This is a genomic window from Pseudomonas sp. CBS, assembly GCF_024734645.1.
In the GTDB taxonomy this organism is placed as follows: Bacteria; Pseudomonadota; Gammaproteobacteria; order Pseudomonadales; family Pseudomonadaceae; genus Aquipseudomonas.
In genome coordinates this window covers 2654789-2680146 of the sequence record NZ_CP102929.1, presented here as the reverse complement: position 1 = coordinate 2680146, position 25358 = coordinate 2654789, and the positions used below count along the sequence as shown (strand labels likewise).

22 protein-coding genes and 1 riboswitch are annotated in these 25358 nt (G+C 60.2%); of the genes, 15 read left to right on the top strand and 7 right to left on the bottom strand.

The genetic code is table 11. From position 1 onward, the window contains the following. Positions 1–17 precede the first annotated feature (17 nt). From NVB75_RS12025 to NVB75_RS12000, 6 genes are all read right to left on the bottom strand, one after another. Positions 18–596, bottom strand: a complete 579-nt coding sequence (locus NVB75_RS12025) for a Bro-N domain-containing protein (protein WP_258347266.1) — start codon at positions 594–596, stop codon at positions 18–20. A gap of 319 nt (positions 597–915) precedes the next feature. Then, complete coding sequence (locus NVB75_RS12020; protein ID WP_167663725.1) at positions 916–2166, bottom strand: ribonucleotide-diphosphate reductase subunit beta; 1251 nt, start codon at positions 2164–2166, stop codon at positions 916–918. 470 nt (positions 2167–2636) lie between these two features. After that, complete coding sequence (locus NVB75_RS12015) at positions 2637–3920, bottom strand: ABC transporter substrate-binding protein (RefSeq protein WP_258347264.1); 1284 nt, start codon at positions 3918–3920, stop codon at positions 2637–2639. Positions 3921–3957: 37 nt separating this feature from the next. Continuing rightward, positions 3958–5214 (bottom strand): DUF1479 domain-containing protein, encoded by a 1257-nt coding sequence (locus NVB75_RS12010; protein WP_258347263.1) that lies wholly within the window; start codon positions 5212–5214, stop codon positions 3958–3960. A gap of 128 nt (positions 5215–5342) precedes the next feature. After that, positions 5343–6206, bottom strand: coding sequence for an AraC family transcriptional regulator (locus NVB75_RS12005; RefSeq protein ID WP_258347262.1), 864 nt, complete (start codon positions 6204–6206; stop codon positions 5343–5345). 143 nt (positions 6207–6349) lie between these two features. After that, a complete protein-coding gene (locus NVB75_RS12000; RefSeq protein ID WP_008435250.1) occupies positions 6350–6619 on the bottom strand; it encodes a DUF2790 domain-containing protein in 270 nt (89 codons plus the stop codon). A gap of 394 nt (positions 6620–7013) precedes the next feature. Here NVB75_RS12000 and acs point away from each other — a divergent pair, with 394 nt between their 5' ends. From acs to astE, 14 genes are all read left to right on the top strand, one after another. Further along, on the top strand, positions 7014–8969 hold the full coding sequence (gene acs, locus NVB75_RS11995; RefSeq protein ID WP_003214346.1) for an acetate--CoA ligase: 1956 nt from the start codon (positions 7014–7016) through the stop codon (positions 8967–8969). 683 nt (positions 8970–9652) lie between these two features. Further along, positions 9653–10438: an ABC transporter substrate-binding protein gene (locus tag NVB75_RS11990; protein ID WP_003214343.1), complete on the top strand. Its 786-nt coding sequence runs from the start codon at positions 9653–9655 to the stop codon at positions 10436–10438. A gap of 91 nt (positions 10439–10529) precedes the next feature. Next, on the top strand, positions 10530–11219 hold the full coding sequence (locus NVB75_RS11985; RefSeq protein ID WP_003214341.1) for an ABC transporter permease: 690 nt from the start codon (positions 10530–10532) through the stop codon (positions 11217–11219). Beyond that, the gene (locus NVB75_RS11980) at positions 11216–11914 is read left to right on the top strand and encodes an ABC transporter permease (RefSeq protein WP_218263297.1); all 699 of its coding nucleotides are present in this window, start codon (positions 11216–11218) and stop codon (positions 11912–11914) included. Before NVB75_RS11985 ends, NVB75_RS11980 begins: the two co-directional genes overlap by 4 nt. A 1-nt stretch (position 11915) precedes the next feature. Continuing rightward, entirely contained in the window at positions 11916–13028 is a 1113-nt protein-coding gene (locus NVB75_RS11975; RefSeq protein ID WP_258347260.1) for a succinylglutamate desuccinylase/aspartoacylase family protein, read from the top strand. 27 nt (positions 13029–13055) lie between these two features. After that, positions 13056–13820 carry an ABC transporter ATP-binding protein gene (locus tag NVB75_RS11970; protein ID WP_003214336.1) on the top strand — a complete coding sequence of 255 codons (765 nt, stop codon included), beginning with the start codon at positions 13056–13058 and terminating at the stop codon, positions 13818–13820. A 248-nt stretch (positions 13821–14068) separates the two neighbouring features. Then, positions 14069–15049, top strand: coding sequence for a GlxA family transcriptional regulator (locus NVB75_RS11965; protein ID WP_003214334.1), 981 nt, complete (start codon positions 14069–14071; stop codon positions 15047–15049). Positions 15050–15359: 310 nt separating this feature from the next. Next, entirely contained in the window at positions 15360–16580 is a 1221-nt protein-coding gene (locus NVB75_RS11960) for an aspartate aminotransferase family protein (protein WP_088426877.1), read from the top strand. Between the two features lie 244 nt (positions 16581–16824). Next, positions 16825–17844 (top strand): arginine/ornithine succinyltransferase subunit alpha, encoded by a 1020-nt coding sequence (aruF, locus tag NVB75_RS11955; protein WP_063027854.1) that lies wholly within the window; start codon positions 16825–16827, stop codon positions 17842–17844. A 49-nt stretch (positions 17845–17893) separates the two neighbouring features. Continuing rightward, positions 17894–18919 carry an arginine N-succinyltransferase gene (gene astA / locus NVB75_RS11950; RefSeq protein ID WP_003214325.1) on the top strand — a complete coding sequence of 342 codons (1026 nt, stop codon included), beginning with the start codon at positions 17894–17896 and terminating at the stop codon, positions 18917–18919. After that, positions 18916–20385 carry a succinylglutamate-semialdehyde dehydrogenase gene (gene astD / locus NVB75_RS11945; protein ID WP_258348585.1) on the top strand — a complete coding sequence of 490 codons (1470 nt, stop codon included), beginning with the start codon at positions 18916–18918 and terminating at the stop codon, positions 20383–20385. The genes astA and astD overlap by 4 nt, the downstream gene beginning before the upstream one ends. Positions 20386–20543: 158 nt before the next feature. After that, a complete protein-coding gene (astB, locus tag NVB75_RS11940) occupies positions 20544–21890 on the top strand; it encodes an N-succinylarginine dihydrolase (protein ID WP_258347259.1) in 1347 nt (448 codons plus the stop codon). Between the two features lie 23 nt (positions 21891–21913). Then, entirely contained in the window at positions 21914–22204 is a 291-nt protein-coding gene (locus NVB75_RS11935) for a hypothetical protein (RefSeq protein WP_003214319.1), read from the top strand. Between the two features lie 11 nt (positions 22205–22215). Further along, a complete protein-coding gene (gene astE / locus NVB75_RS11930; RefSeq protein WP_258347258.1) occupies positions 22216–23220 on the top strand; it encodes a succinylglutamate desuccinylase in 1005 nt (334 codons plus the stop codon). Positions 23221–23350: 130 nt separating this feature from the next. Here astE and NVB75_RS11925 read toward each other — a convergent pair whose 3' ends face one another. Then, complete coding sequence (locus NVB75_RS11925) at positions 23351–23860, bottom strand: 6,7-dimethyl-8-ribityllumazine synthase (RefSeq protein WP_017475890.1); 510 nt, start codon at positions 23858–23860, stop codon at positions 23351–23353. A 111-nt stretch (positions 23861–23971) separates the two neighbouring features. Then, positions 23972–24141: riboswitch (FMN riboswitch) on the bottom strand. Positions 24142–24331: 190 nt separating this feature from the next. On the opposite strand from NVB75_RS11925, the gene ltaE reads away from it, so the two are divergent. Continuing rightward, positions 24332–25336, top strand: coding sequence for a low-specificity L-threonine aldolase (gene ltaE, locus NVB75_RS11920; RefSeq protein WP_258347257.1), 1005 nt, complete (start codon positions 24332–24334; stop codon positions 25334–25336). Positions 25337–25358: the final 22 nt, after the last annotated feature.

Below are 25358 nucleotides of genomic sequence, written 5' to 3'. Positions count from 1 at the left end.
TTTTGGAGGCAACTTTGTTAGAGAAATCGCTGCTTCATTCGGAATGGTTGAGTGAGCCTTCTCCACCAAGGAGTCTTTGCTGACTCTTTCCGATAGGTTCGATTTACCAGCAGATACGGCATGTCCCGAAGCCGTATCCAGCCCTCATCCTGCCAATGCAGTAGGTTCAACGACATCTCTGGCCAGTCCAACATGCTCAACAGCGGCCGCTCCACCGTTTGGGACTGACGCTCGTCTCGCAAGGTTGGAACCACTTCATGAGTGAGCCAGCCACGTAGGAGTCGATTCCCCGGTGTGTAGTGATAAACCAGCAACGCGTAAGCACCGGACTCGCTGATCATCAGCATTTCTTCCGGCTGACCGTGGAATAGCAGCGTTATGGTTCTTCGTTGATCTCCATCGAGCTTGCGAGTCGTTCGTTCATCCAGGTAGTAGCCCATCAAGCGCCCAAGATCACGAGCGCAAAACCAGGGTTGGTTTTCTAAAAGGAGGGCGTGTAGGTGAAGATTATGACGAGTGAAAACGATAGCGATAGACGGTTCGCGCTTGGCTATCTTATTAGTAGCCGACAAGTCGAGCAGATATTGGCTAGGCATTTCCTATGACCTCTACGTGGTGTTCGGGAGGGCCAAAGCCCAACGTAGAGGACGGATTTAAGAAACTCCAACTCGCGTAGCCTCAATACAGCATGAATTGCGCACGAATTTAGATCGGGCGGATTTTTGGCTGCGTGAGTGAGGCTGGCTTCTACGTTGGGCGTTTCTTAGGCACCGGCGGACGAGGCTATTCAGTATTGAAACTCGCATCAACCCGTTGGTGGATGATCTTTACGTACGAAGAATCTTGTTCCGAATGCTGAGCACATAAAAAAGCCCTGAACGTGTCAGGGCTTTCTAGTTTCACTTGGCGAAGGAATCAATCCCAGCTCAGCGCACCACCAGTCTGATACTCGATCACACGGGTCTCAAAGAAATTCTTCTCTTTCTTCAAGTCCATGATTTCGCTCATCCACGGGAACGGGTTGGTGGTGCCTGGGTATTCTTCTTTCAAACCAATCTGCGACAGACGACGGTTCGCGATGAACTTGAGGTAGTCCTCCATCATCGCCGCATTCATGCCCAACACGCCGCGTGGCATGGTGTCACGCGCGTATTCGATCTCCAGCTGAGTCCCTTGCAGGATCATCTGGGTCGCTTCTTCCTTCATCTCAGCATCCCACAAGTGCGGGTTTTCGATTTTGATCTGGTTGATCACATCGATGCCGAAGTTCAGGTGCATCGACTCATCCCGCAGGATGTACTGGAACTGCTCGGCCACGCCGGTCATTTTGTTGCGACGGCCCATGGACAGGATCTGGGTGAAGCCGCAGTAGAAGAAGATGCCTTCCAGGACGCAGTAGTACGCGACCAGGTTACGCAGCAGCTCTTTATCAGTCTCAACGGTGCCGGTTTCGAACTTCGGATCGGAGATCGAACGGGTGTACTTCAAGCCCCAAGCCGCTTTCTTCGCGACCGATGGAATCTCGTGGTACATGTTGAAGATCTCGCCTTCATCCATGGCCAGCGATTCGATGCAGTACTGGTAGGCGTGGGTGTGGATCGCTTCTTCGAAGGCCTGGCGCAGGATGTACTGGCGGCACTCCGGGTTGGTGATCAGGCGGTACACGGCCAATACCAGGTTGTTGGCAACCAGGGAGTCGGCGGTGGAGAAGAAGCCGAGGTTGCGCATCACGATGCGGCGCTCGTCGTCGGTCAGGCCTTCTGGGGTTTTCCACAGGGCGATGTCGGCGGTCATGTTGACCTCTTGCGGCATCCAGTGGTTGGCGCAGCCGTCGAGGTATTTCTGCCAGGCCCAGTCGTACTTGAAAGGTACGAGTTGGTTGAGGTCGGCGCGGCAGTTGATCATGCGCTTTTCGTCAACGGCGACGCGGGCGGCGGAGCCTTCGAGCTCGGCGAGGCCTTCGGCGACGTCGAGTTTGTCGAGGGCGGCCTTGGCGCGCACGATGGCGGCGGAGTCATTGGCGGTGACGGCGCGGGCTTCGATGGCGGCAGCAGCGCCGGCACCGTCGAGGCGGTCCATGTTGGCTTCGGTGGCGTGGCCGGCGTTGGCGCCTTTGGCAACTACTTCGCCGTCTTCTTCTTTGTCGAATTCGTCCCAGCTCAGCATGACGTGTCGTCTCCTGCGTGAGGGCTCTAAGGTGCCCGTGTGAAACCGGATGGTGGGGTGTTCACACGGCCCATAGGCCGCGGTGGATCTTAAGGAATCGTTTGTTGCAGCTAGCGCACGCATTAAACGGAATCAGGGTTACGGGTGTTCTGCTTGAGGCTTGAGGGGCGGAGCAATGCTTGCTGGCTCCAGCGGGGGCCTCAGGTCTGGCTCTTCATCCCAGTGTAAAGGGATATTGCAGGCCCGATTTACCCGCGCATTATAGGGAAAAATTCGACTTTGTGTTGCGGCGGATGGTCTCGGTGAGCGGCCAAAATGGTGGTGTTTGCAGCCAAGGTCCGGGTTTACAAGGCTTTGCCTGGCTTGGATTTTTTTGACGGGCGGTAGGCGTTTGTTTCAGCGCGCCGAACTGGGGCAGATTCGGTCTGGAAGTTCTTGCGCCGTTTGGCGCAAGAACGGGTCGCGGGGGGTTACTGGGCTGCGGCTTTGATGCTGGCAAACATCTGCTTGCCAGCCTTGGCGGGGTCCGCGTCTTTATTGCTCATGAAGTTGCTGACCACATCAAACACCGCCCCTTGCACCGCCTGGGACGTGGACATGTTGAAGGCCATGCTCGGCTCCAGCGTGCCGGCGTTCTCGGCTTCGGCGAAGTCCTTGGCGGAAGCCTGGGCACAGCTGTCGAACTGGCTCATGTCCAGGCCCTTGATCACCGGAATGGAGCCTTTGTTCTGGTTGAACACGCTCTGGAATTGCGGCTCCAGGGCGATCTTGGCCAGGTCGTCGCGAGCCGCGTTGTTGCCCGGCGTATCATTTTTACTGGACGGTTTGAACATGGCCAGTGAGTCGATGGTGTAGCTATAAATGCCTTGTGAGCCGGGGAAGGGCACGCATTCATAATCGGCCCCGGCTTTTTTACCCGCCGCGGTCCACTCACTCTTGGCCCAGTCCCCCATGATTTGCATGCCGGCCTGGCCATTGATGACTTTGGCGGTTTCCATGTTCCAGTCCTGGCCTGCGCCGTTGGGGTCCATGTAGGTCTTCAGCTTGCGCAGCGCGACAAAGACTTCGGTCATTTTGGGGCCGGTGAAGGTGGCTTCGTCGTTGTCGATAAAGGCTTTCTGGAAGCCATCGGCGCCTAGGATGCTGAGCACCAGGCCTTCAAATACGGTGGTGTCCTGCCAGGGTTGGCCGCCGTGGGCGATGGCGATGAAGCCGGCGGCCTTGAGTTTGTCGCCGGCGGCGTAGAGTTCTTCCAGGGTGGCCGGGGCTTTGGACACGCCGGCTTTCTTGAGCACCTCGGGGTTGATCCATAACCAGTTGATGCGGTGGATGTTGAGCGGTACGGCGACGTAGTGGTCGTCGAACTTCATCAGTTGCGCAATGCTTTCGGGCAGCAGGCTGTCCCAGTGATTGGCCTTGGCGACGTTGTCGACGCTGGTCAGCAGGCCCAGCTTGCCCCACTCCTGAATGTCCGGAGCTTTGATCTGCGCGGCAGAGGGCGGGTTGCCGGAGACGGCGCGGCTCTTGAGGACGGTCATGGCAGCAGCGCCACCGCCGCCGGCCACGGCACTGTTTTGCCAGATGAAGCCGTCTTTCTCGATCAGTTGTTGCAGCACCTGTACAGACTTGGCTTCCCCGCCCGAGGTCCAGTAGTGGACGACTTCAACAGTGCCTTTGCTGTCGGCTGCGTGAGCGGCGAACGTGCAAAGGCTGGCGAGGGAGAGGGCAACGGCAAGGCGATGGGGTATTTTCATGTGGGATAACCCTTTTTGTTGTTTTGGGGAGCGGTGCTTATTCCAGCCCCAGCCCTTTGCGGCCGAGGGTGTTCAGTTGCGGCGTCATGAAGCGGTCTTTCCAGTCCTTCTCGTAGTCCTCACGGGCGAAGTCATCCGGCGAAACCCCTTGCTCGAACGCCCTGAGCACATCCTTGGCGTACCGCAGGTTTTTCGGGCACATGGGCGCGGCGGGCACGTACATCACGTTGCCCCAGCCCTGTTGGTTTTCGACGGGGGCGACGCTGTGGATCACGTCGCAGTGCCACCACACCGAATCGCCGGCCTGTACGTCCGGAATCGGGGTCATGCCCTGGACCAGCAGCGGGTGCCATTTCTCTGAAACCGGCAGCACCTTGCCCGGCGCAACGCCGCACAATTCATCTTCGGGGACGTCGTCCAGCAATGGGCGCAGCAGCATGTAGGCCATGGCTTTGGGGATCGGCAAGGTATGCAGCACGCCCTGGTCGGCCTGCATGTCGCACAGTGCGGTCCAGCCCTGGAAGGTGCGGAAGGCCGAGCATTTCACCGTGTCCTTGTAGGCGTATTCATCGACTTCGGTGCGATGGGCGGCGTCCCAGGGGTCGTAGGACTTGAAGTCGTTGCGGTAGATCTTGTCGAACACCTTGAGGTAGGCCGGGTGCAGCCAGCGTTCCAGAGCCCCCGAGTCGGTGTGCGGGCCAAGCCCTTTGGAAGTGGTGCCCGGTGGGCGGCGGCGGACGCGGTCGGGGTATAGCGCATTGATGTCCGGGTCGAACCATTGCCGGCCTTGGGAATTGTAGGTCCACAGGCGATTCAGGAACGACTGCGCGGCGCCCATGCGCTCGTGTTGGCGCAGTTGCATCTGGGCGTCGGACCAATAGATCGGGAATATTTCCGGGCGTGAGGCTTCGAGGTTGCCGAAGAAGTTGTCAGCCGGGCCGCGATACACCTCGTCGAAATGGTTGTGGTCGAGGTAGTCCAGCAGGCTCTTGTCCCACCCCAGCACCTGTTCCCTAGGGAAGTGGTTGCGGATCACCAGGCAGCCCCGGCGCTTGATGATTGCCCGTTGTGCTTCGGTGACCTGGCCGTTGGCGATGGTTTCAAAGTCGAGTTCGGGCCAGGCGGACTGCTGGGCCTTGATCGAGGCGATTTCAGCCCTGATGAACTCGCTGACCTCGGCAAACAGCCCAGGCACATCGCCGATCTGCGCGCGCAGGGCCTTTTTCATCGCGACGATGCTGCGCTTGTAGTCGTCCGGCAGCTCGGCACATTCGAAGGTGTGGTAGTTGCTCATGGGGTGACCTGTCTTGTTGTTGTGCATACAGGTATGGAATCACCCCGGCCCGCCGCGGCGGCAGCCTGATTTGGCGCGTTGAGCAGTACGATTGTGGCGTTTGTTGTAAGGCGTATAGAAGAATCGGCTTATTGAAAGTGATGCCCGTGTTGAAGCCGAAACTGTGACGGCGTCATGCCCTTGTGCGCCTTGAACTGCCGATTGAACAGCGCCTGGGAGGCATAGCCGACCTGTTCGGAAATCGCGCTGACCGCCAGGTTGCCCTGCATCAATAAAGCGCAGGCATGTCCGATGCGTAGCCGGACGATGTAGTCCAGCGCCGTGCAGCGTGTGTGTTTGCGGAACATGCGATGGAAGGCTGAAACGCTGACGCAGGCCATTTGCGCCAGCTCGGAAATGCCGACAGGTTGCGCATAGCGGCCGTGCAGGTAGTCCAGAACGCGGCGGATGCGCGCGTCTTCAACGATGTGAGGAGCGGCGTTTTCCGTCGCGATGCGCTGCGCGGCGATATCCCGGGACAATGTGTTGAGCACGGTGAGCAACGAGATCAGTCGCTGGGAAGCGTCTTGCTCGACCATGGCTTCGATCACCGGGCGCAGCGCCCGGGACGTAGCATCACTGAAACTCAACGCCTGTCGCGCAGCAGCCAAGAGCGCGCGCGTCGACCCCATCTCCGGAAACAGCTGCACCAGCGAATCCGCCCAGGCCTCGGAAAACCAGATGACCAGGGCAATGTGCGGTTTGGTGGGGTCGATCAGCTCGGCGGAAGACCAGCTATGGGGCACGTTCGGGCCCACCAGCACCAGGTCGCCATCATCGTAGAGCGCCACATCGTTGCTGATATAGCGGTGCCCGCGGCTGTTGAGGGTCAGGGTCAGTTCGTATTCGGGATGGTGATGCCATTCAAACGGAATCGCCTCCGGTAGACGCCTGTTCAGCAGGGTCCAGGAGGTGTTCGCCTCGGTGGGGATTTTTTCGAAACTGGCTCGCATGAATGCATCCTGCCTTGCAGGTGAGGTGGCGGCGCCACAATCGTAGCATTCGATTCAAGCGGTAGGGGATAAGCCGGCTCTTTGCCGCAAGAACGATTTCTTGCGGCGAATAAGATCAGGTTCAGTTCAAACTAACGAAGTTATTATCCGTTAGAGCAACCGTTACCCATGACCTGATATTGAAGAATATGACGCTGACCTTGTGAGTCTTCATATTCCATTTTTACCGGTACAACTTTGCATACATCCGGGACTTCACTCATGGACACTACTTTGGCGACGTCCAGATGGGTGCTGTAAGTGTAATCCTCAACAATCGGGGTGCTCTGGCTGGCTACGTCAGTCGGGGCTTCGTCGGCCAGGGCGGCGGTGGCGCACAAGCTGCTAAGGGCCATAACTAATAACGCTTTCATTTGACTATTTACCTTTTGGCGGTCGAAAGGGGTCACGGGGCCCTTGTGAGGCCACGTGTGTAACTTGATTGGGAAGTTCGGATTAACGTTGCCTTCGTGGGGGCTGTTACGTTGTTAATCACAGTGCCTTGATGGCGAGGTTGATTTTAGGCGTCCGAGTTATATTCATATACCCGTGCTTTTGATAAACACTATTGGTGGTTTTTGTAACAATCCCGAAATGAAGGTTTTTTCAGAAACCTGCAAAGCGCCACAGGCCACGGGCCAGAGCGCCGCAGGGGGATAGGTGGGCAATTTGTAGGGGCTTGTTACTACCATCGTCGAATGGTTCTATAGGTCCGGCCCGGCTACAACAGGGTCATACAACAACAACTATGTCACCGAGGTAAGAAAGATGAGTGCGGCTTCTCTGTACCCCGTTCGCCCCGAAGTAGCAGCCAATACGCTGACCGATGAGGCGACCTACAAGGCCATGTACCAGCAGTCGGTGGTCAACCCCGACGGTTTCTGGCGCGAGCAAGCCAAGCGCCTGGACTGGATCAAGCCTTTCACCACGGTGAAGCAGACCTCCTTCGACGATCACCATGTCGACATCAAGTGGTTTGCCGACGGCACCCTCAACGTTTCCTACAACTGCCTGGACCGCCACCTCGCCGAGCGTGGCGACCAGCCGGCAATCATCTGGGAGGGCGACGACCCTGCCGAAAGTCGCACCATCACCTACCGCGAGCTGCATGAAGAAGTCTGCAAGTTCGCCAACGCCCTGCGCGGCCAGGATGTGCACCGCGGCGACGTGGTGACTATCTATATGCCGATGATTCCCGAAGCTGCGGTCGCCATGCTGGCCTGTGCCCGGATCGGTGCGATTCACTCGGTGGTGTTTGGCGGGTTCTCGCCAGAGGCCCTGGCGGGTCGAATCATCGACTGCAAATCCAAGGTGGTGATCACCGCCGACGAAGGCATTCGTGCCGGCAAGAAGATTTCCCTGAAGGCCAACGTCGACGACGCCCTGACCAACCCGGAAACCAGCAGCATCCAGAAAGTCATCGTGTGCAAGCGCACCGGCGGCAACATCAAGTGGAACCAGCATCGCGACATCTGGTACGAAGACCTGATGAAAGTGGCGGGCACCGTGTGTGCGCCGAAAGAGATGGGCGCCGAAGAAGCGCTGTTCATCCTTTACACCTCCGGCTCCACCGGCAAGCCGAAGGGCGTGCAGCACACCACCGGCGGCTACCTGTTGTACGCAGCCCTGACCCACGAGCGCGTGTTCGACTACCGCCCGGGCGAAATCTACTGGTGCACCGCCGATGTTGGCTGGGTCACCGGTCACACCTATATCGTCTATGGCCCACTGGCCAACGGCGCAACCACGCTGATGTTCGAAGGCGTGCCGAACTATCCGGACATCACCCGGGTGGCGAAGATCGTCGACAAGCACAAAGTGAACATCCTCTACACCGCACCGACCGCGATCCGCGCCATGATGGCTTCCGGCACCGCTGCCTGCGAAGGCGCCGATGGCAGCAGCTTGCGCCTGCTGGGTTCGGTGGGTGAGCCGATTAACCCGGAAGCGTGGGACTGGTACTACAAGAACGTCGGCCAATCCCGTTGCCCGATCGTGGACACTTGGTGGCAGACCGAGACCGGCGGCAACATGATGAGCCCGCTGCCGGGCGCCCATGCACTGAAGCCGGGTTCGGCGGCACGTCCGTTCTTTGGCGTGGTGCCGGCGCTGGTGGATAACCTCGGCAACCTGATTGAAGGTGTGGCCGAGGGTAACCTGGTGATCCTGGATTCGTGGCCGGGCCAGGCACGTACCCTGTACGGCGACCATGACCGGTTTGTGGACACCTACTTCAAGACCTTCCGTGGCATGTATTTCACCGGTGACGGGGCGCGTCGTGACGAGGATGGCTACTACTGGATCACCGGTCGGGTGGACGACGTGTTGAACGTGTCCGGCCACCGCATGGGCACCGCCGAGATTGAAAGCGCCATGGTTGCTCACCCGAAAGTCGCCGAAGCGGCAGTGGTGGGGGTGCCCCACGACATCAAGGGCCAGGGCATCTATGTGTATGTCACGCTGAAAAACGGCGAAGAGCCGAATGAAGCGCTGCGCCTGGAGCTGAAAAACTGGGTGCGTAAAGAGATCGGGCCGATTGCTTCACCGGATGTGATCCAGTGGGCACCGGGCTTGCCGAAGACCCGTTCGGGGAAAATCATGCGCCGGATCCTGCGCAAGATTGCCACCGCCGAATACGACGGGTTGGGGGATATCTCCACCCTGGCGGATCCAAGTGTGGTGGCGCATCTCATCGAGACGCACAAGACCATGAACGTCGCGTAAGGCGGTTTGTGGGACAAAGCCCCATCCGGCGTAGGCCTGGTGGGGCTTTTTTGTGCGATCGGACAGGCGACCTATAACCCATGTGGGAGCGGGCTTGCTCGCGAAGGCGGTGTATCAGTGGGTGATGTGCTGGCTGACACGCCGCCTTCGCGAGCAAGCCCGCTCCCACATTTAGATTGCATTCCAAGGCTGGTCATCCGGTGGGGCGACTTACACAAGGCCAATAAATATCGGATTGTGTGGTGGGATATTTCTGAATGTTACCGAACCCAGCAAATGTGTAACCTCATGCCCAAACATGAGGCAAAGTGCTACGCCGTTGCCCCGAAAACCCGCGTCTTAGACGCCCTGAAAAATTAGATCAAACGCTACACTTGCCGTGCTAGAAGGGTTTGCGAATAATAGGCCCGCAACTTGCAGCGTTAACAGGTTTAATATCTTTTGCCTCTGCATAAAATCAAGAGGCTGTCAATGTGCTGGAACCGCTTTCTCGGTGCTTCTGTAAATTGTTGTCGCATTGAGGAAATATCGGCTTCCGGCCTGTCGTTAGAATGCCGATCACTCGCTCGTCGTCGCCGATGCTGAACTGGCGCAGGACGCAGCACCGCTATTCGGTTTCACTCATTCGCATCGTGGGCCCTGGCTCATACTGCTGTTTTGCCCTATACCGATGGAGTCCCAAGATGAAGAAACTCGTGCTGTTGGGCGCCCTGGCGCTGTCCGTGCTGTCCATGCAGGCTTTCGCCGAAGGCAAGCCACTGAAGATTGGTATTGAAGCGGCTTACCCTCCGTTTGCCTCCAAGGCACCGGACGGCAGCATCGTCGGTTTTGACTACGACATCGGCAACGCCTTGTGTGAGCAGATGCAGGTCAAGTGCACGTGGGTCGAGCAGGAATTCGACGGCCTGATCCCGGCGCTGAAAGTGCGCAAGATCGACGCCATCCTGTCCTCGATGTCCATCACTGACGATCGCAAGAAGTCCGTGGACTTCACCAACCGCTACTACCTGACCCCGGCTCGTCTGGTATTGAAGGAAGGCACTGCCGTCAGCGACAGCCTGGACGAACTGAAAGGCAAGAAAATCGGCGTGCAGCGCGGTTCGATCCACGACCGTTTCGCCAAGGAAGTGCTGGCTCCCAAAGGCGCCACCATTGTTCCTTACAGCTCGCAGAACGAAATCTACCTGGACGTAGAAGCCGGTCGCCTTGATGGCACCGTGGCCGACGCCACCCTGTTGCAGGAAGGCTTCCTCGACACGCCAGCCGGTAAAGGCTACGCGTTCACCGGCCCGGCCTTCACCGACGCCAAGTACTTCGGCGACGGCATCGGCATCGCGGTACGTAAAGGCGACAAGGAAAACCTGGACCGCATCAACGCTGCAATCGCCGCGATCCGTGCCAACGGCAAGTACAAGGCAATCCAGGACAAGTACTTCAACTTCGACATTTACGGCCCAGAAGCCAAGTAAACCGTCGCAGCTGTCTGTCCAGAATGGCGCAAGCACCAGGATCTCTGAAGTTTGCGCCATTTTTTCATCCCCCTTTTCGAGGACCTGAATCATGTTGAAAGGCTACGGGGCTGTCATCCTCGATGGCGCATGGTTGACGCTTCAGCTCGCCTTGTCGTCCATGGCCTTGGCCATTGTTCTGGGTCTGATCGGGGTCGCGTTGCGCCTCTCGCCGGTGCGCTGGTTGGCCTGGCTGGGCGACCTGTACTCCACGGTGATCCGCGGGATCCCCGACCTGGTGCTGATCCTGCTGATTTTCTACGGCGGTCAGGACCTGCTTAACCGCGTTGCGCCGTTGCTCGGCTACAACGACTACATTGACTTGAACCCCTTGGCCGCCGGTATCGGCACCCTGGGTTTCATCTTTGGCGCCTACCTTTCGGAAACCTTCCGTGGCGCCTTCATGGCCATTCCCAAGGGCCAGGCCGAGGCCGGCCTGGCGTATGGCATGAGCCCGTTCCAGGTGTTTTTCCGGGTGATGGTGCCGCAGATGATTCGGCTGGCGATCCCCGGGTTTACCAACAACTGGCTGGTACTGACCAAGGCCACCGCATTGATTTCGGTGGTGGGCCTGCAAGACATGATGTTCAAGGCCAAGCAGGCGGCAGACGCCACCCGCGAACCTTTTACCTTCTTCCTCGCAGTGGCGGCGATGTACCTGGTGATCACCAGCGTGTCGTTGCTGGCCCTGCGTCATCTTGAGAAGCGCTACTCGGTAGGCGTAAAGGCGGCTGATCTATGATCTTCGACTACAACGTCATCTGGGAGGCCATGCCGCTGTACCTCGGCGGCTTGCTGACCACCCTGAAACTGCTGGCCATTTCGCTGTTCTTCGGTTTGCTCGCGGCCTTGCCCCTGGGCCTGATGCGCGTGTCCAAGCAACCGATCATCAACGGTGTTGCCTGGCTCTACACCTATGTGATTCGCGGCACGCCGATGCTGGTGCAGCTGTTTTTGATCTACTACGGCCTGGCCCAGTTCGAAGCGGTGCGCGAAAGCTTCCTGTGGCCACTGCTGTCCAGCGCGACCTTCTGTGCGTGCCTGGCGTTTGCCGTGAACACCAGCGCCTACACCGCTGAAATCATCGCCGGCAGCCTCAAGGCCACGCCCCATGGTGAGATCGAAGCGGCCAAGGCCATGGGCATGTCGCGCTACAAGCTGTATCGCCGGATCCTGCTGCCATCGGCCCTGCGCCGCGCGCTGCCGCAGTACAGCAACGAAGTGATCATGATGCTCCAGACCACGAGCCTGGCCTCAATCGTCACCTTGATCGACATCACCGGTGCCGCGCGCACGGTGAACGCCCAGTACTACTTGCCGTTCGAAGCCTATATCACGGCGGGTGCGTTCTACCTGTGCCTGACCTTCATCCTGGTGCGCCTGTTCAAGTTGGCCGAAGGCCGCTGGCTGAGCTACCTGGCTCCACGGAAGCATTGATATGGAACGTATCGATCACCTGTTGCCCTGGGGGCACCTGGGCTGCGAACGCCAGCTGACGGTGTTCCGTTTCGGCAGCGGCGAGCGCAAGGCCTATATCCAGGCCAGCCTGCACGCCGATGAATTGCCCGGCATGCGCGCCGCCTGGGAGCTGAAAAAGCGCCTGACGGAACTGGAGCAGCAAGGCGCCCTCAACGGCGTGATCGAGCTGGTCCCCGTCGCTAACCCGATGGGCCTGGGACAGTTGCTGCAAGGCAGCCACCAGGGCCGCTTCGAGGTCGGCAGCGGCAAGAATTTCAACCGTGATTTCGTTGAGTTGAGCGAGCCGGTTACCGAGTTGCTCAACGGTAAGCTGGGGGATGATCCTCACGCCAATGTGCGCTTGATCCGCCAGGCCATGAGCGACACGCTGAACGCCTTGCCGGAGCCGAGCAGTCAACTGCAAGGCATGCAGCGGGTGTTGCTGAGCCATGCCTGCACCGCCGACGTGGTCCTCGACCTGCATTGCGATGCCGAGGCCGCGTTGCACATGTACGCGCTGCCGCAGCACTGGCCGCAGTGGCGTTCGCTGTCGGCGCATCTGAATGTGAAGGTCGGCCTGCTGGCGGAAGATTCCGGCGGCAGTTCGTTTGACGAGGCCTGTTCGCTGCCGTGGCTGCGGCTGTCTCGGGCGTTCCCCGAGGCGCAGATTCCCCTGGCGTGCCTGGCGACGACCTTGGAGTTGGGCGGCCAGGCCGATACCGGTCGTGACGAGGCGATTTTCCACGCCGAAGGCATCCTGGCATTCCTTGCCGAGCAAGGCCTGATCCGTGGTGAGTGGCCCGCGCCGCAATACGAAGCCTGCGAAGGCCTGCCCTTTGAAGGCACCGAGTTGTTGTTCGCGCCCCACGCCGGCGTGATCAGCTACCTGCGTAAAGCCGGTGACGTAGTCGAAGCCGGCGACCCGATATTTGAAGTGATCGATCCCTTGTCCGACCGCGTGAGCATTGTTTGCGCGGGCACGTCTGGGGTGTTGTTTGCCGTTGAACGGCTACGTTATGCCCAAGCGGGTTTCTGGCTGGCCAAGGTGGCGGGGCGCGAAGCGCTGCGGCACGGGCGCTTGCTCAACGACTGACCAACTGTTTTTGTGAGAACCGACCGCATGTACAAACTTGAAGTCCAAGACCTGCATAAACGCTATGGCAGTCATGAAGTGCTCAAAGGTGTGTCCCTGGCCGCCGCGGCCGGTGATGTGATCAGCATCATCGGGTCCAGTGGCTCGGGCAAAAGTACCTTTTTGCGCTGCATCAACCTGCTGGAGCAACCCCACGCCGGCAAGATTCTGCTCAATAACGAAGAGCTGAAACTGGTGGCCAACAAAGACGGCGCCATGAAGGCTGCAGACCCGAAACAGCTGCAACGCATGCGTTCGCGACTGTCGATGGTGTTCCAGCACTTCAACCTGTGGTCCCACATGACCGCGCTGGAAAACGTCATGGAAGCACCGGTGCACGTCTTGGGCATGTCGAAAAAAGACGCCCGGGAAAAGGCCGAGCACTACCTGGCTAAAGTCGGTGTGGGCCATCGTAAGGATGCGTTCCCTGGCCACATGTCCGGTGGTGAACAGCAACGCGTGGCGATTGCCCGTGCTCTGGCGATGGAGCCTGAGGTGATGCTGTTCGACGAACCCACCTCGGCCCTCGACCCGGAGCTGGTGGGCGAAGTGCTCAAGGTAATGCAGGACCTGGCCCAGGAAGGCCGGACCATGGTGGTGGTGACCCACGAAATGGGCTTTGCCCGTGAAGTCTCCAACCAACTGGTGTTCCTGCACAAAGGCATCGTTGAAGAACGAGGCAACCCGCGCGAAGTGCTGGTAAACCCACAGTCCGAGCGTTTGCAGCAGTTTCTTTCCGGCAGCTTGAAGTAAACAGAACTGCTTTTATGCACTGAATTAGTGCAAGCTTCACAATCCTGAGGTTGCCCCAATTCCCTGTGGGAGCGGGCTTGCTCGCGAAAGCGGTGTATCAGTTGATACATCCGGTGACTGATCCACCGCATTCGCGAGCAAGCCCGCTCCCACATTTGGATCTTCACCCGCTTTAGAGATTTGTGTTGGTTTACGGGCTAGCATTGGCCTTTGTCTTCATTACTGTTACTCGCTTCGGATAGCACTCCATGACTGCCCATCGAATTGGTTTCCTGATTTGGCCCAGCACTAAAGCACTGACGCTTGCGCTGGCTGAGGAGGCCTTGCGCGTTGCTCAGCGGGTGCATCCGGACGTGGTGTACGAACTCTCGTTTTTGCAGGCCGAACCGCCAATCGACGGTGCCTGGCAACTGCCGGGTGAACCCTGGGCCGGCAAGCTGGAAGGCTTTCAAAAGCTGTTCCTGCTGGCGGATGAACCACCGACCGTCATCGCCTCCCAGCTCAGCACCGCCCTCAAGCAACTGGTGCGCGCCGGCTGCGTGATCGGCGGTCTGTCGGCCGGTGTGTATCCGTTGGCCCAACTCGGTCTGCTCGACGGCTATCGCGCCGCCGTGCACTGGCGCTGGCAGGACGATTTCGCCGAGCGTTTCCCCAAGGTCATCGCCACCAGCCATCTGTTCGACTGGGACCGTGACCGCCTGACCGCCTGCGGTGGCATGTCGGTACTCGACCTGCTGCTGGCGGTGCTGGCCCGTGACCACGGCGCCGAACTGGCCGGTGCCGTCTCGGAAGAACTGGTGGTAGAGCGCATCCGCGAAGGCGGCGAGCGCCAGCGCATCCCGCTGCAAAACCGCCTGGGTTCCAGCCATCCAAAGCTGACCCAGGCCGTGTTGCTGATGGAAGCCAATATTGAAGAACCGCTGACCACCGACGAAATCGCCCAGCACGTGTGCGTATCCCGACGACAGCTCGAGCGCATCTTCAAGCAATACCTCAATCGCGTCCCCAGCCAGTACTACCTGGAACTGCGCCTGAACAAGGCCCGCCAGATGCTCATGCAAACCAGCAAGTCGATCATCCAGATCGGCCTGTCCTGCGGCTTCTCCTCGGGGCCGCACTTCTCCAGCGCCTACCGCAACTTCTTCGGCGCCACCCCTCGTGAAGACCGCAACCAGCGCCGCAGCAGCAGCCCGTTCGAATTGTCGTCGGTGCCGTCCGAGCGCGGCTAGGCATCAGTGCTCGGCCGGCATCTCCAGGCGATGGCGCTGTTCCTGTGCGCGGATGAGATCAACAGCAGAACAAAACGGCCATCGGCGACGGCATTAGATAGTTGTGCCTCGCCGACCGCCCAAAACCGGCTCGGGCGGTTTAAACTGCGCCATTGCGATGCTATTTGTCGCATTGGCGTAAACCCGCGAAAATCGCGGGTTGGCGCTATAAGAAGTTGTCGCTTGGCGGCAAGGCCGCGCTGAAAACTGTCCTTACAATCCCTGCATCGCCCGCCAGTTTCAGGCAGGCGTTCCTCTTCAGGAGACTCCGATGTCCGTTGAGCAAGCCCCGGTGCAACGTGCCGATTTCGACCAGGTCATGGTTCCCAACTACGCACCTGCCGCTTTCATCCCCGTGCGTGGCGCAGGTTCCCGCGTATGGGACCAGGCGGGCCGAGAGCTGATCGACTTTGCCGGCGGCATCGCGGTCAACGTATTGGGCCACGCCCACCCGGCGCTGGTCGGTGCACTGACCGAACAGGCCAACAAGCTGTGGCACGTGTCCAACGTCTTCACCAATGAGCCGGCGCTGCGCCTGGCCCATAAGCTGATCGACGCCACGTTTGCCGAGCGTGTGTTTTTCTGCAACTCCGGCGCCGAAGCCAACGAGGCCGCCTTCAAGCTGGCCCGTCGTGTCGCGTTCGACCGCTTCGGCACCGAGAAATACGAAATCATCGCCGCCCTGAACAGCTTCCACGGCCGCACCCTGTTCACCGTGAACGTGGGTGGCCAGTCGAAGTATTCCGACGGCTTCGGTCCGAAGATCGTCGGCATCACTCACGTGCCTTACAACGATCTGGATGCGCTGAAAGCGGCCATTTCGGACAAGACCTGCGCTGTGGTGCTGGAGCCGATCCAGGGCGAAGGCGGCGTATTGCCGGCAGAACTGTCGTACCTGCAAGGTGCCCGCGACCTGTGCGACGCGAACAACGCGCTGCTGGTGTTCGACGAAGTGCAAACCGGCATGGGCCGCAGCGGCGAGTTGTTCGCCTATCAGCATTACGGCGTCGTGCCGGACATCCTCACCAGCGCCAAGAGCCTGGGCGGCGGTTTCCCGATTGCCGCCATGCTGACCCGCGAAGACCTGGCCAAGCACCTGGTGGTCGGCACCCACGGCACCACCTACGGCGGCAACCCGCTGGCGTGCGCGGTGGCGGAAGCGGTGATCGACGTGATCAACACGCCAGAAGTGCTGGCTGGCGTTAACGCCAAGCACGACTTGTTCGTTTCCCGTCTGGAGAAGATTGGCCAGCAATACGGCATCTTCACCGAAGTGCGTGGCCTGGGCCTGCTGCTCGGTTGCGTGCTGAGCGATGCCTGGAAAGGCAAGGCCAAGGACATCTTCAACGCCGCTGAGCGCGAAGGCTTGATGATCCTGCAAGCCGGCCCGGATGTCGTGCGTTTCGCCCCGAGCCTGGTGGTGGAAGATGCCGATATCCAGGAAGGCCTGGACCGCTTCGAACGTGCTGTTAAAAAGCTGACGCAAGCCTGATAGACCGTTGGGTGCCCGGCGAGTCGGGCGCCCAACACAAATTTTGTATGCCGGACTCTTTAGTTGAAGCTGTGAAGATCAAATGTGGGAGCGGGCTTGCTCGCGAATGCAGTGGCTCAGTCACCTGAAATGTTGAATGACACACCGCTTTCGCGAGCAAGCCCGCTCCCACACTTGACCTCACTGATTTCAAGATCGTGTCCGGCATTTTTTCCTGTGAGTTTTCGAGTTAAGGAGTGACACCATGCTGGTGATGCGCCCCGCGCAAATGGCTGATCTGGGCGAGGTACAGCGTCTGGCTGCGGACAGCCCGATTGGTGTCACCTCCTTGCCGGATGATGTCGAACGCCTGAGCGACAAGATCGCCGCGAGCGAAGCGTCCTTCGCCGCAGAGGTCAGCTTCAACGGCGAAGAAAGCTATTTCTTCGTGCTTGAAGACACCGATGCCGGCAAGCTGGTGGGCTGCTCGGCCATCGTCGCTTCGGCGGGCTACTCGGAACCGTTCTACAGCTTTCGCAACGAAACCTTCGTGCATGCTTCCCGCGAGCTGAAGATCCACAACAAGATCCACGTGCTCTCGCAGTGCCATGACCTCACCGGCAATAGCCTGCTGACCAGTTTCTACGTGGTGCCGGAGCTGGTGGGTTCGCCGTGGTCGGAACTCAACTCCCGTGGCCGTCTGCTGTTCGTGGCCGGCCACCCGGAGCGCTTCGCCGATTCGGTGGTCACCGAGATTGTCGGCTACAGCGACGAGAACGGTGATTCGCCGTTCTGGGACGCCATCGGCCGCAACTTCTTCGACCTCAACTACGCCGCCGCCGAGCGCCTGTGCGGGTTGAAGAGCCGGACCTTCCTCGCCGAACTGATGCCGCATTACCCGATCTACGTGCCGCTGTTGCCGGACGCCGCCCAGGAAGCCATGGGCCAGGTGCACCCACGGGCGCAGATCACCTTCGACATCCTGATGCGCGAAGGCTTCGAGACTGACCATTACATCGACATCTTCGACGGCGGCCCAACCCTGCATGCGCGGGTCTCGGGCATTCGCTCGATCGCCCAGAGCCGTGTGGTGCCGGTGAAGATCGGTGAGATGGTCAAGGGTGTCGGCCGCCAGTACCTGGTGAGCAACGGCCAGTTGCAGGATTACCGCGCGGTGATGCTGGAACTGGACTACGCACCGGGCAAGCCAGTGACCCTGGACCTGGAAACCGCCGAAGCCCTGGGCGTCGGCGAGGGTGCCAGCGTTCGACTGGTAGCGGTTTAAGAATGAGTTTCGCGGGTGGCTTGCAAGGCGGCCCGTTTGAGGAGATAGCATGATCGTTCGTCCCGTACGCAGCAGCGATTTACCGGCCCTGATTGATCTGGCGCGCAGCACCGGCACCGGCCTCACCACCTTGCCGGCCAACGAAGAGCGCCTGACCCACCGGGTCGGCTGGGCTGAAAAGACCTTTCGCGGCGAAGCCGGGCGTGGTGATGCGGACTACCTGTTCGTGCTGGAAAACGACGAAGGTCGCGTGGTGGGGATTTCCGCCATCGCCGGTGCCGTCGGCCTGCGTGAGCCCTGGTACAACTTCCGGGTCGGCCTGACGGTCAGCGCCTCCCAGGAGCTGAACATCTACCGTGAAATCCCGACGCTGTTTCTGGCCAACGACCTGACCGGCAACTCCGAGTTGTGCTCGTTGTTCCTGCACGCCGATTATCGCAACGGCCTTAACGGTCGCATGCTGGCCAAGGCGCGCATGCTGTTTATCGCCGAATTCCCGCAGCTGTTCGGCAACAAGATCATCGCCGAGATGCGCGGCATGTCCGACGAAGCCGGGCGCTCGCCGTTCTGGGAAAGTCTGGGCCGGCACTTCTTCAAGATGGAATTCAGCCAGGCCGACTACCTTACCGGCGTGGGCAACAAGGCGTTTATCGCCGAGCTGATGCCGAAGTTTCCGCTGTACACCTGCTTCCTGTCTGAAGACGCGCGCAACGTGATCGGCAAGGTCCACACCGACACCGAGCCGGCCCTGAGCATGCTCAAGAGCGAAGGTTTCAGCTACCAGGGCTACGTCGACATCTTCGACGCCGGCCCGGCGGTGGAGTGTGAAACCACCAAGATCCGCGCCGTGCGCGACAGCGAAGCGCTGGTGCTGGCGATTGGTACGCCGGGCGACGACGCCACGCCGTTCCTGATCCATAACCGCAAACGTGAAGATTGCCGCATCACCGCCGCACCGGCGCGGTTGGCTGCGGGCACTCTGGTGGTCGATCAACAGACCGCCAAGCGCCTGCAACTGATCGCCGGTGATCAAGTGCGCGCCGTACCGTTGTCCGCTGCCCGGGAGTCGAAATAATGAATTCGCTATACATCGCAGGTGAGTGGCTGGCTGGCCAGGGTGAAGTGTTTGAGTCGCTGAACCCGGTGACCCAGCAGGTCGTGTGGTCGGGTAATGGCGCTACCACCGAGCAGGTCGAGTCCGCCGTTCAGGCCGCGCGCCAGGCCTTTCCAGCCTGGGCCAAGCGTTCCCTGGAAGAACGCCTGAGCGTGCTGGAAGCCTTCGCCGCCAACCTGAAAAGCCGTGCCGACGAACTCGCCCGCTGCATCGGTGAGGAAACCGGCAAGCCATTGTGGGAATCGGCGACTGAAGTCACCAGCATGGTCAACAAGGTCGCGATTTCGGTGCAAAGCTACCGCGAACGTACCGGCGAAAAGAGCGGCCCATTGGGCGACGCCACTGCCGTATTGCGCCACAAGCCCCACGGTGTGGTGGCGGTGTTTGGCCCTTACAACTTCCCGGGTCATCTGCCTAACGGCCACATCGTACCGGCCTTGCTGGCGGGTAACACCGTACTGTTCAAACCGAGCGAACTGACCCCGAAAGTCGCCGAGTTGACCGTGCAATGCTGGATCGACGCCGGCCTGCCGGCGGGCGTGTTGAACCTGCTGCAAGGCGCGCGGGAAACCGGGATCGCCCTGGCGGCCAACCCGGGCATCGACGGTCTGTTCTTCACCGGCTCCAGCCGTACCGGCAACCATCTGCACCAGCAATTCGCCGGGCGCCCGGACAAGATCCTCGCGCTGGAAATGGGCGGCAACAACCCGCTGGTGGTGGATGAAGTGGCCGACGTGGACGCGGCGGTGTACACCATTATCCAGTCGGCGTTTATCTCGGCCGGCCAGCGCTGCACCTGTGCCCGTCGCCTGCTGGTGCCGCAAGGCGCGTGGGGCGATGCGTTGCTCGCACGCCTGGTGGCGGTGAGCTCGACCATCGAAGTCGGCGCATTTGACCAAGCGCCGGCGCCGTTCATGGGCTCGGTGATTTCCCTCGGTGCTGCCAAGGCGTTGATGGATGCCCAGGAATTGCTGCTGGCCAATGGCGCCGTGGCGCTGTTGGAAATGACTCAACCCCAGGCCCAGGCTGCGCTGCTGACGCCGGGGATTATCGATGTGAGCGAGGTGACGGATCGCGCTGACGAAGAGCTGTTCGGCCCGCTGCTGCAAGTGATCCGCTACACCGATTTCGAGGCGGCGATTGCCGAGGCCAACAACACCCAATACGGCTTGGCGGCCGGGTTGCTGTCGGATTCCGAAGCGCGTTACCAGCAGTTCTGGCTGGAAAGCCGTGCCGGGATCGTCAACTGGAACAAACAGCTGACGGGGGCTGCGAGCAGCGCACCGTTTGGCGGGGTAGGGGCTTCGGGCAACCATCGCGCCAGCGCTTATTACGCGGCGGATTATTGCGCGTACCCGGTGGCCTCCCTTGAGACCCCGAGCCTGGTGCTACCGGCGACGTTAACTCCGGGTGTGACGCTGATCTAAATGTGGGAGCGGGCTTGCTCGCGAAGGCGGTGTGTCATTCAACATTTCAGGCGACTGAACCACCGCTTTCGCGAGCAAGCCCGCTCCCACACTTGATTTGTGGTGTGTTCAAGTAATTTGATGCCTATAAAAATACAGATGTTCGTGGAGCCTCGCCGATGAAATCCTGTGAAGTCAATTTTGACGGTCTCGTGGGGCCGACCCATAACTACGGCGGTTTGTCCTACGGCAACGTCGCGTCCCAGAGCAACAGCCAGCAGTCCTCCAACCCGAAGGAAGCGGCGCTGCAAGGCCTGGCGAAGATGAAAGCCCTGATGGAAATGGGCTTTGTGCAAGGTGTGCTGGCGCCCCAGGAACGTCCGGATGTGGCCGCCTTGCGCAGCCTCGGTTTTGCCGGCACCGACGCACAAGTCATCCAACAGGCCGCCAAGCAAGCCATGCCGCTGCTGGTTGCCAGCTGCTCGGCGTCGAGCATGTGGGTGGCCAATGCCGCCACCGTCAGCCCGAGCGCCGACACAGCCGATGGCCGCGTGCATTTCACCGCCGCCAACCTCAACTGCAAATACCACCGCAGCATCGAACACCCGACCACCAGCCGCGTGCTGGGGGCGATGTTTGCCGATGGCAAACACTTCGCCCACCACGCCGCATTACCGGCCGTGGCGCAGTTCGGTGACGAAGGCGCGGCCAACCACACGCGTTTCTGCCGTGACTATGGCGAGGCGGGCGTAGAGTTTTTCGTGTTCGGTCGCAGTGCGTTCGACACCCGCTACCCGGCGCCGCAAAAGTACCCGGCGCGCCAGACCCTCGAAGCCTCCCAGGCGGTCGCGCGCCTGCACGGCCTGCGGGATGACGGCGTGGTCTACGCCCAGCAGAACCCGGCGGTGATCGATGCCGGTGTGTTCCACAACGACGTGATCGCGGTGGGCAATGGCGAGGTACTGTTCTATCACGAGGACGCGTTCCTCAATACCGATCAAATGCTCGGCGAATTGCAGGGCAAACTCGGCAAGCTCGGTGGCAATTTCCAGTCGATCTGCGTGCCCCGTGCCCAGGTCGGCGTTGAAGATGCGGTGCGTTCCTACCTGTTCAACAGCCAGTTGCTGAGCCGCGCCGACGGTTCGATGCTGCTGATCGTGCCGGAAGAATGCCGCGCCAACGAACGCGTCTGGCAGTACCTGCAAGGCCTGACGTCTTCCGGCGGGCTGATCCGCGAAGTCAAAGTTTTCGACCTCAAGCAAAGCATGCAGAACGGCGGTGGCCCGGCGTGCCTGCGCTTGCGTGTAGCGCTGAATGAAACCGAACTGGCGGCGGTCAACCCAGGGGTTATCATGACGGCGCCGTTGTACGACACCCTGACCCAATGGGTCGACAAGCACTACCGCGACAGCCTGCGGGAAACCGACCTGGCTGACCCGCAATTGCTGCTTGAGTGCCGGACGGCACTGGATGAACTGACGCAAATCCTTAAACTGGGCTCGGTTTATCCTTTCCAGATCAATTAACGCCGCACGGCTGAGAACTATTTATGACCACCGACACCCTGAAACTGATCCTTGAAGACACCGACGGCACCCAGCTGGAAACCTCCTGCACCCGCGTTGCCGTGGTGTGGCAGGGCAAGGAGATCTGGATCCAGCACGACGGCCGTGGCCAGCTGCTGATCGGCGTTGACGTGGAAGAAGGCGACGCGGAATACGCCAACCTGCTGATGCGCCCATTGGCCACCAACCTGATGAGCCTGCAACTGGAAATGGAACCGGCCGACGTTGAAGGTGATGACGACGATCACGTCCACGGTCCTGGCTGCAACCACTAAGGAAGCTGCTTATGCTCGCCCTCGGCAAACTGCTTGAACTGACCCTCGCCGGTCGCGAACCGGCGCAAAAAATTCAACTGACTGTCGATGGCGTGCAACTGCGCTGGCTCAGTGAGGGCGCGCTGGAAGTGCGGCCTCCTGAGGCGCGGGACAACGGCAGCGACGTGCTGCTGTCGTCCGGCATCCATGGCAACGAAACCGCGCCGATCGAATTGGCCGACCGCTTGCTGCAAGGCATTGCCCGTGGGGAGATCAAGCCCCGCACCCGTATTCTGTTCCTGTTCGGTAACCCCGAGGCCATGCGCCGCGGCGAGCGTTACCTCGAACTGGACGTCAACCGGCTGTTCAATGGCCGTCATGAACAAAACATCGGCCCCGAAGCCATGCGCGCCGCCGAGCTTGAGCAGTTGGCCCGCACTTTCTTCAGCGTGCCGGGGCGTAGCCGTTTGCACTACGACCTGCACACCGCCATCCGTGGCTCGAAGATCGAGCAGTTCGCGCTGTACCCGTGGAAAGACGGTCGCCAGCATTCGCGCCATGAGCTGGCGCGCTTGCGAGCTGCCGGCATGGAAGCGGTGCTGTTGCAGAACAAGACATCGATCACCTTCACCGCGTTTACCTACGAGCAGCTTGAGGCTGAGTCCTTCACGCTGGAGTTGGGCAAGGCCCGGCCGTTCGGGCATAACCAGGGCGTGGACGTATCGCGCCTGGAAACCCGTCTCAAGCAGATCATCGAAGGCAACGAGCCGACCACCGAGAGCCTGGACGGCTTGAAGCTGTTCAGCGTCTCCCGGGAAGTGATCAAGCACAGCGATACCTTCGTCCTGCATTTGCCGGCGGACGTGGAAAACTTTTCGGAGTTGGAGATGGGCTATCTGCTGGCCGAGGACATTGCCAAGACCCGCTGGGTGATCGAGGAGGAGGGCGCACGCATCATCTTCCCGAACCCGAAGGTCAAGAATGGCTTGCGAGCCGGGATACTGATTGTGCCGACCACGGATGCTGGCCTGGCCTGACTCCCGAGACTGACTCGGTCAAATGTGGGAGCGGGCTTGCTCGCGAAGGCGGTGTATCAGTCAGACATGTATTGACTGACACTCCGCCTTCGCGAGCAAGCCCGCTCCCACATTTGCTTTGTGGTGTTGCTTAAACCGCTACCGCCCGTGGCTCATTGCGACGCAGTGCGCGAACCTTGTGCAGGGTGTCGGCGCAGGTGCGTGCCGCTTCCTGGCCTTTGTGCACGAAGTGCTCATAAAAGAACGTGTGGTGCTCGCTGCCCGCGTGGAAGTGGTGCGGGGTGAGGGATACCGAGAACACCGGCACTTCGGTTTCCAGCTGAACCTGCATCAGGCCGCTGACCACGGACTGGGCCACGAACTCATGACGGTAGATCCCGCCGTCCACCACCAGGGCGGCCGCGACGATACCGGCATAACGGCCGGACTTGGCCAGCAGCTTGGCGTGCAGGGGCAGTTCAAAAGCGCCGCCGACTTCGAAGAAATCGATGTCCGATTCCTGGTAGCCCTGGGCGATCATTTCGGCGAGGAAACCTTTACGGGATTGGTCGACAATATCCTTGTGCCAGCAGGCCTGGATAAACGCGACACGCTCGCCGTGATGGTTTTTGCTTTTGCTGTCGATTGCGGTGGGTTGCATGTTCTGACTCCTGTTTAAGAAAAAAACAGGGCGTTATGAATCGAATGGGATTTAAGGGTACGCACAGCTGGCTCATGTGAACATGACGTCAGCGCGGCCCTTAGGTGCCAATCCCGTTCTCTCTTCATCCGGACTATGACCGTCGGCCCCGGGATCACACCGGGTCTGCTGACCTTGTCGCCGTCCTGCCGAGGCAGTTCGAGGCGCCAAGCGCTCGCGGGCTATGCACATTGCGTGCAATTACCGCCGGTGGGGAATTACACCCCGCCCTGAGAACGTTGCCGCCAGAACCCTGGCGGCGGAGAGTTTTTATCATGGTTTTTCAGAAACTGCACGGTTGGTTTATCGATAACCTATATCGGTTTGTTTGGTTGGTATTCGATTGTGCAAGCTCGGGGCTTGATATTCCGCGGGTTTGCCCGCAGTAATCGTTAACACAAGAAACGCTCCAATCCGCTAGAGGCTAGTTTGATGACCGTGATTGACCTGCGCAGCGACACAGTGACCCAACCGACCCCAGGCATGCTCGAGGCGATGGCGACGGCCGCCAGTGGCGACGACGTCTACGGCGAAGACCCAAGCGTCAATCATCTGGAAGCCGAACTGGCCAAGCGTCTGGGTTTTGCCGCCGCGTTGTTCGTGCCCACCGGCACCATGAGCAACCTGCTGGCGTTGATGGCGCACTGCGAGCGTGGCGAGGAATACATCGTCGGTCAGCAGGCCCACACCTACAAATACGAAGGCGGCGGCGCGGCGGTTCTCGGCTCGATCCAGCCACAACCCCTGGAGGTGCAGGCCGACGGTTCCCTGAACCTTGAGCACGTGCTGGCAGCAATCAAGCCGGACGACTTCCACTTCGCCCGCACCCGCCTGCTGGCGCTGGAAAACACCATGCAGGGCAAAGTCCTGCCACTTGAATACCTGGCAGCCGCGCGAGCCTTTACCCGGGAGCACGGCCTGGCCTTGCACCTGGACGGCGCGCGGCTCTACAACGCGGCGGTCAAGCTGGGTGTGGATGCACGGGAGATCGCCCGGCACTTCGATTCGGTGTCGGTGTGCCTGTCCAAGGGCCTGGGCGCGCCCATCGGCTCGGTGTTGTGCGGCTCCACGGCATTGATCGCCAAGGCCCGTCGTTTGCGCAAGATGGTCGGTGGCGGCATGCGCCAGGCCGGTTCGCTGGCGGCGGCGGGGCTGTACGCCCTGGATCACCAGGTGCAGCGCCTGGCCGACGACCACGCCAACGCCCAATGGCTGGGGGATGAACTGCGCAAGGTGGGTTATACGGTGGAGCCGGTGCAGACCAATATGGTCTACGTGGATATCGGTGATCGGGCCCAGGCCTTGAAGGCGTTTGCTGCCGAGCGCGGGATCAAGTTGAGCGCCGCGCCGCGTCTGCGCCTGGTCACTCACCTGGATGTCAGCCGGGCACAGATCGAGCAAGTACTCGCAACATTTGTCGAGTTTTCCCGGAAATGACAGTGCAGACCGTCTAATTGAC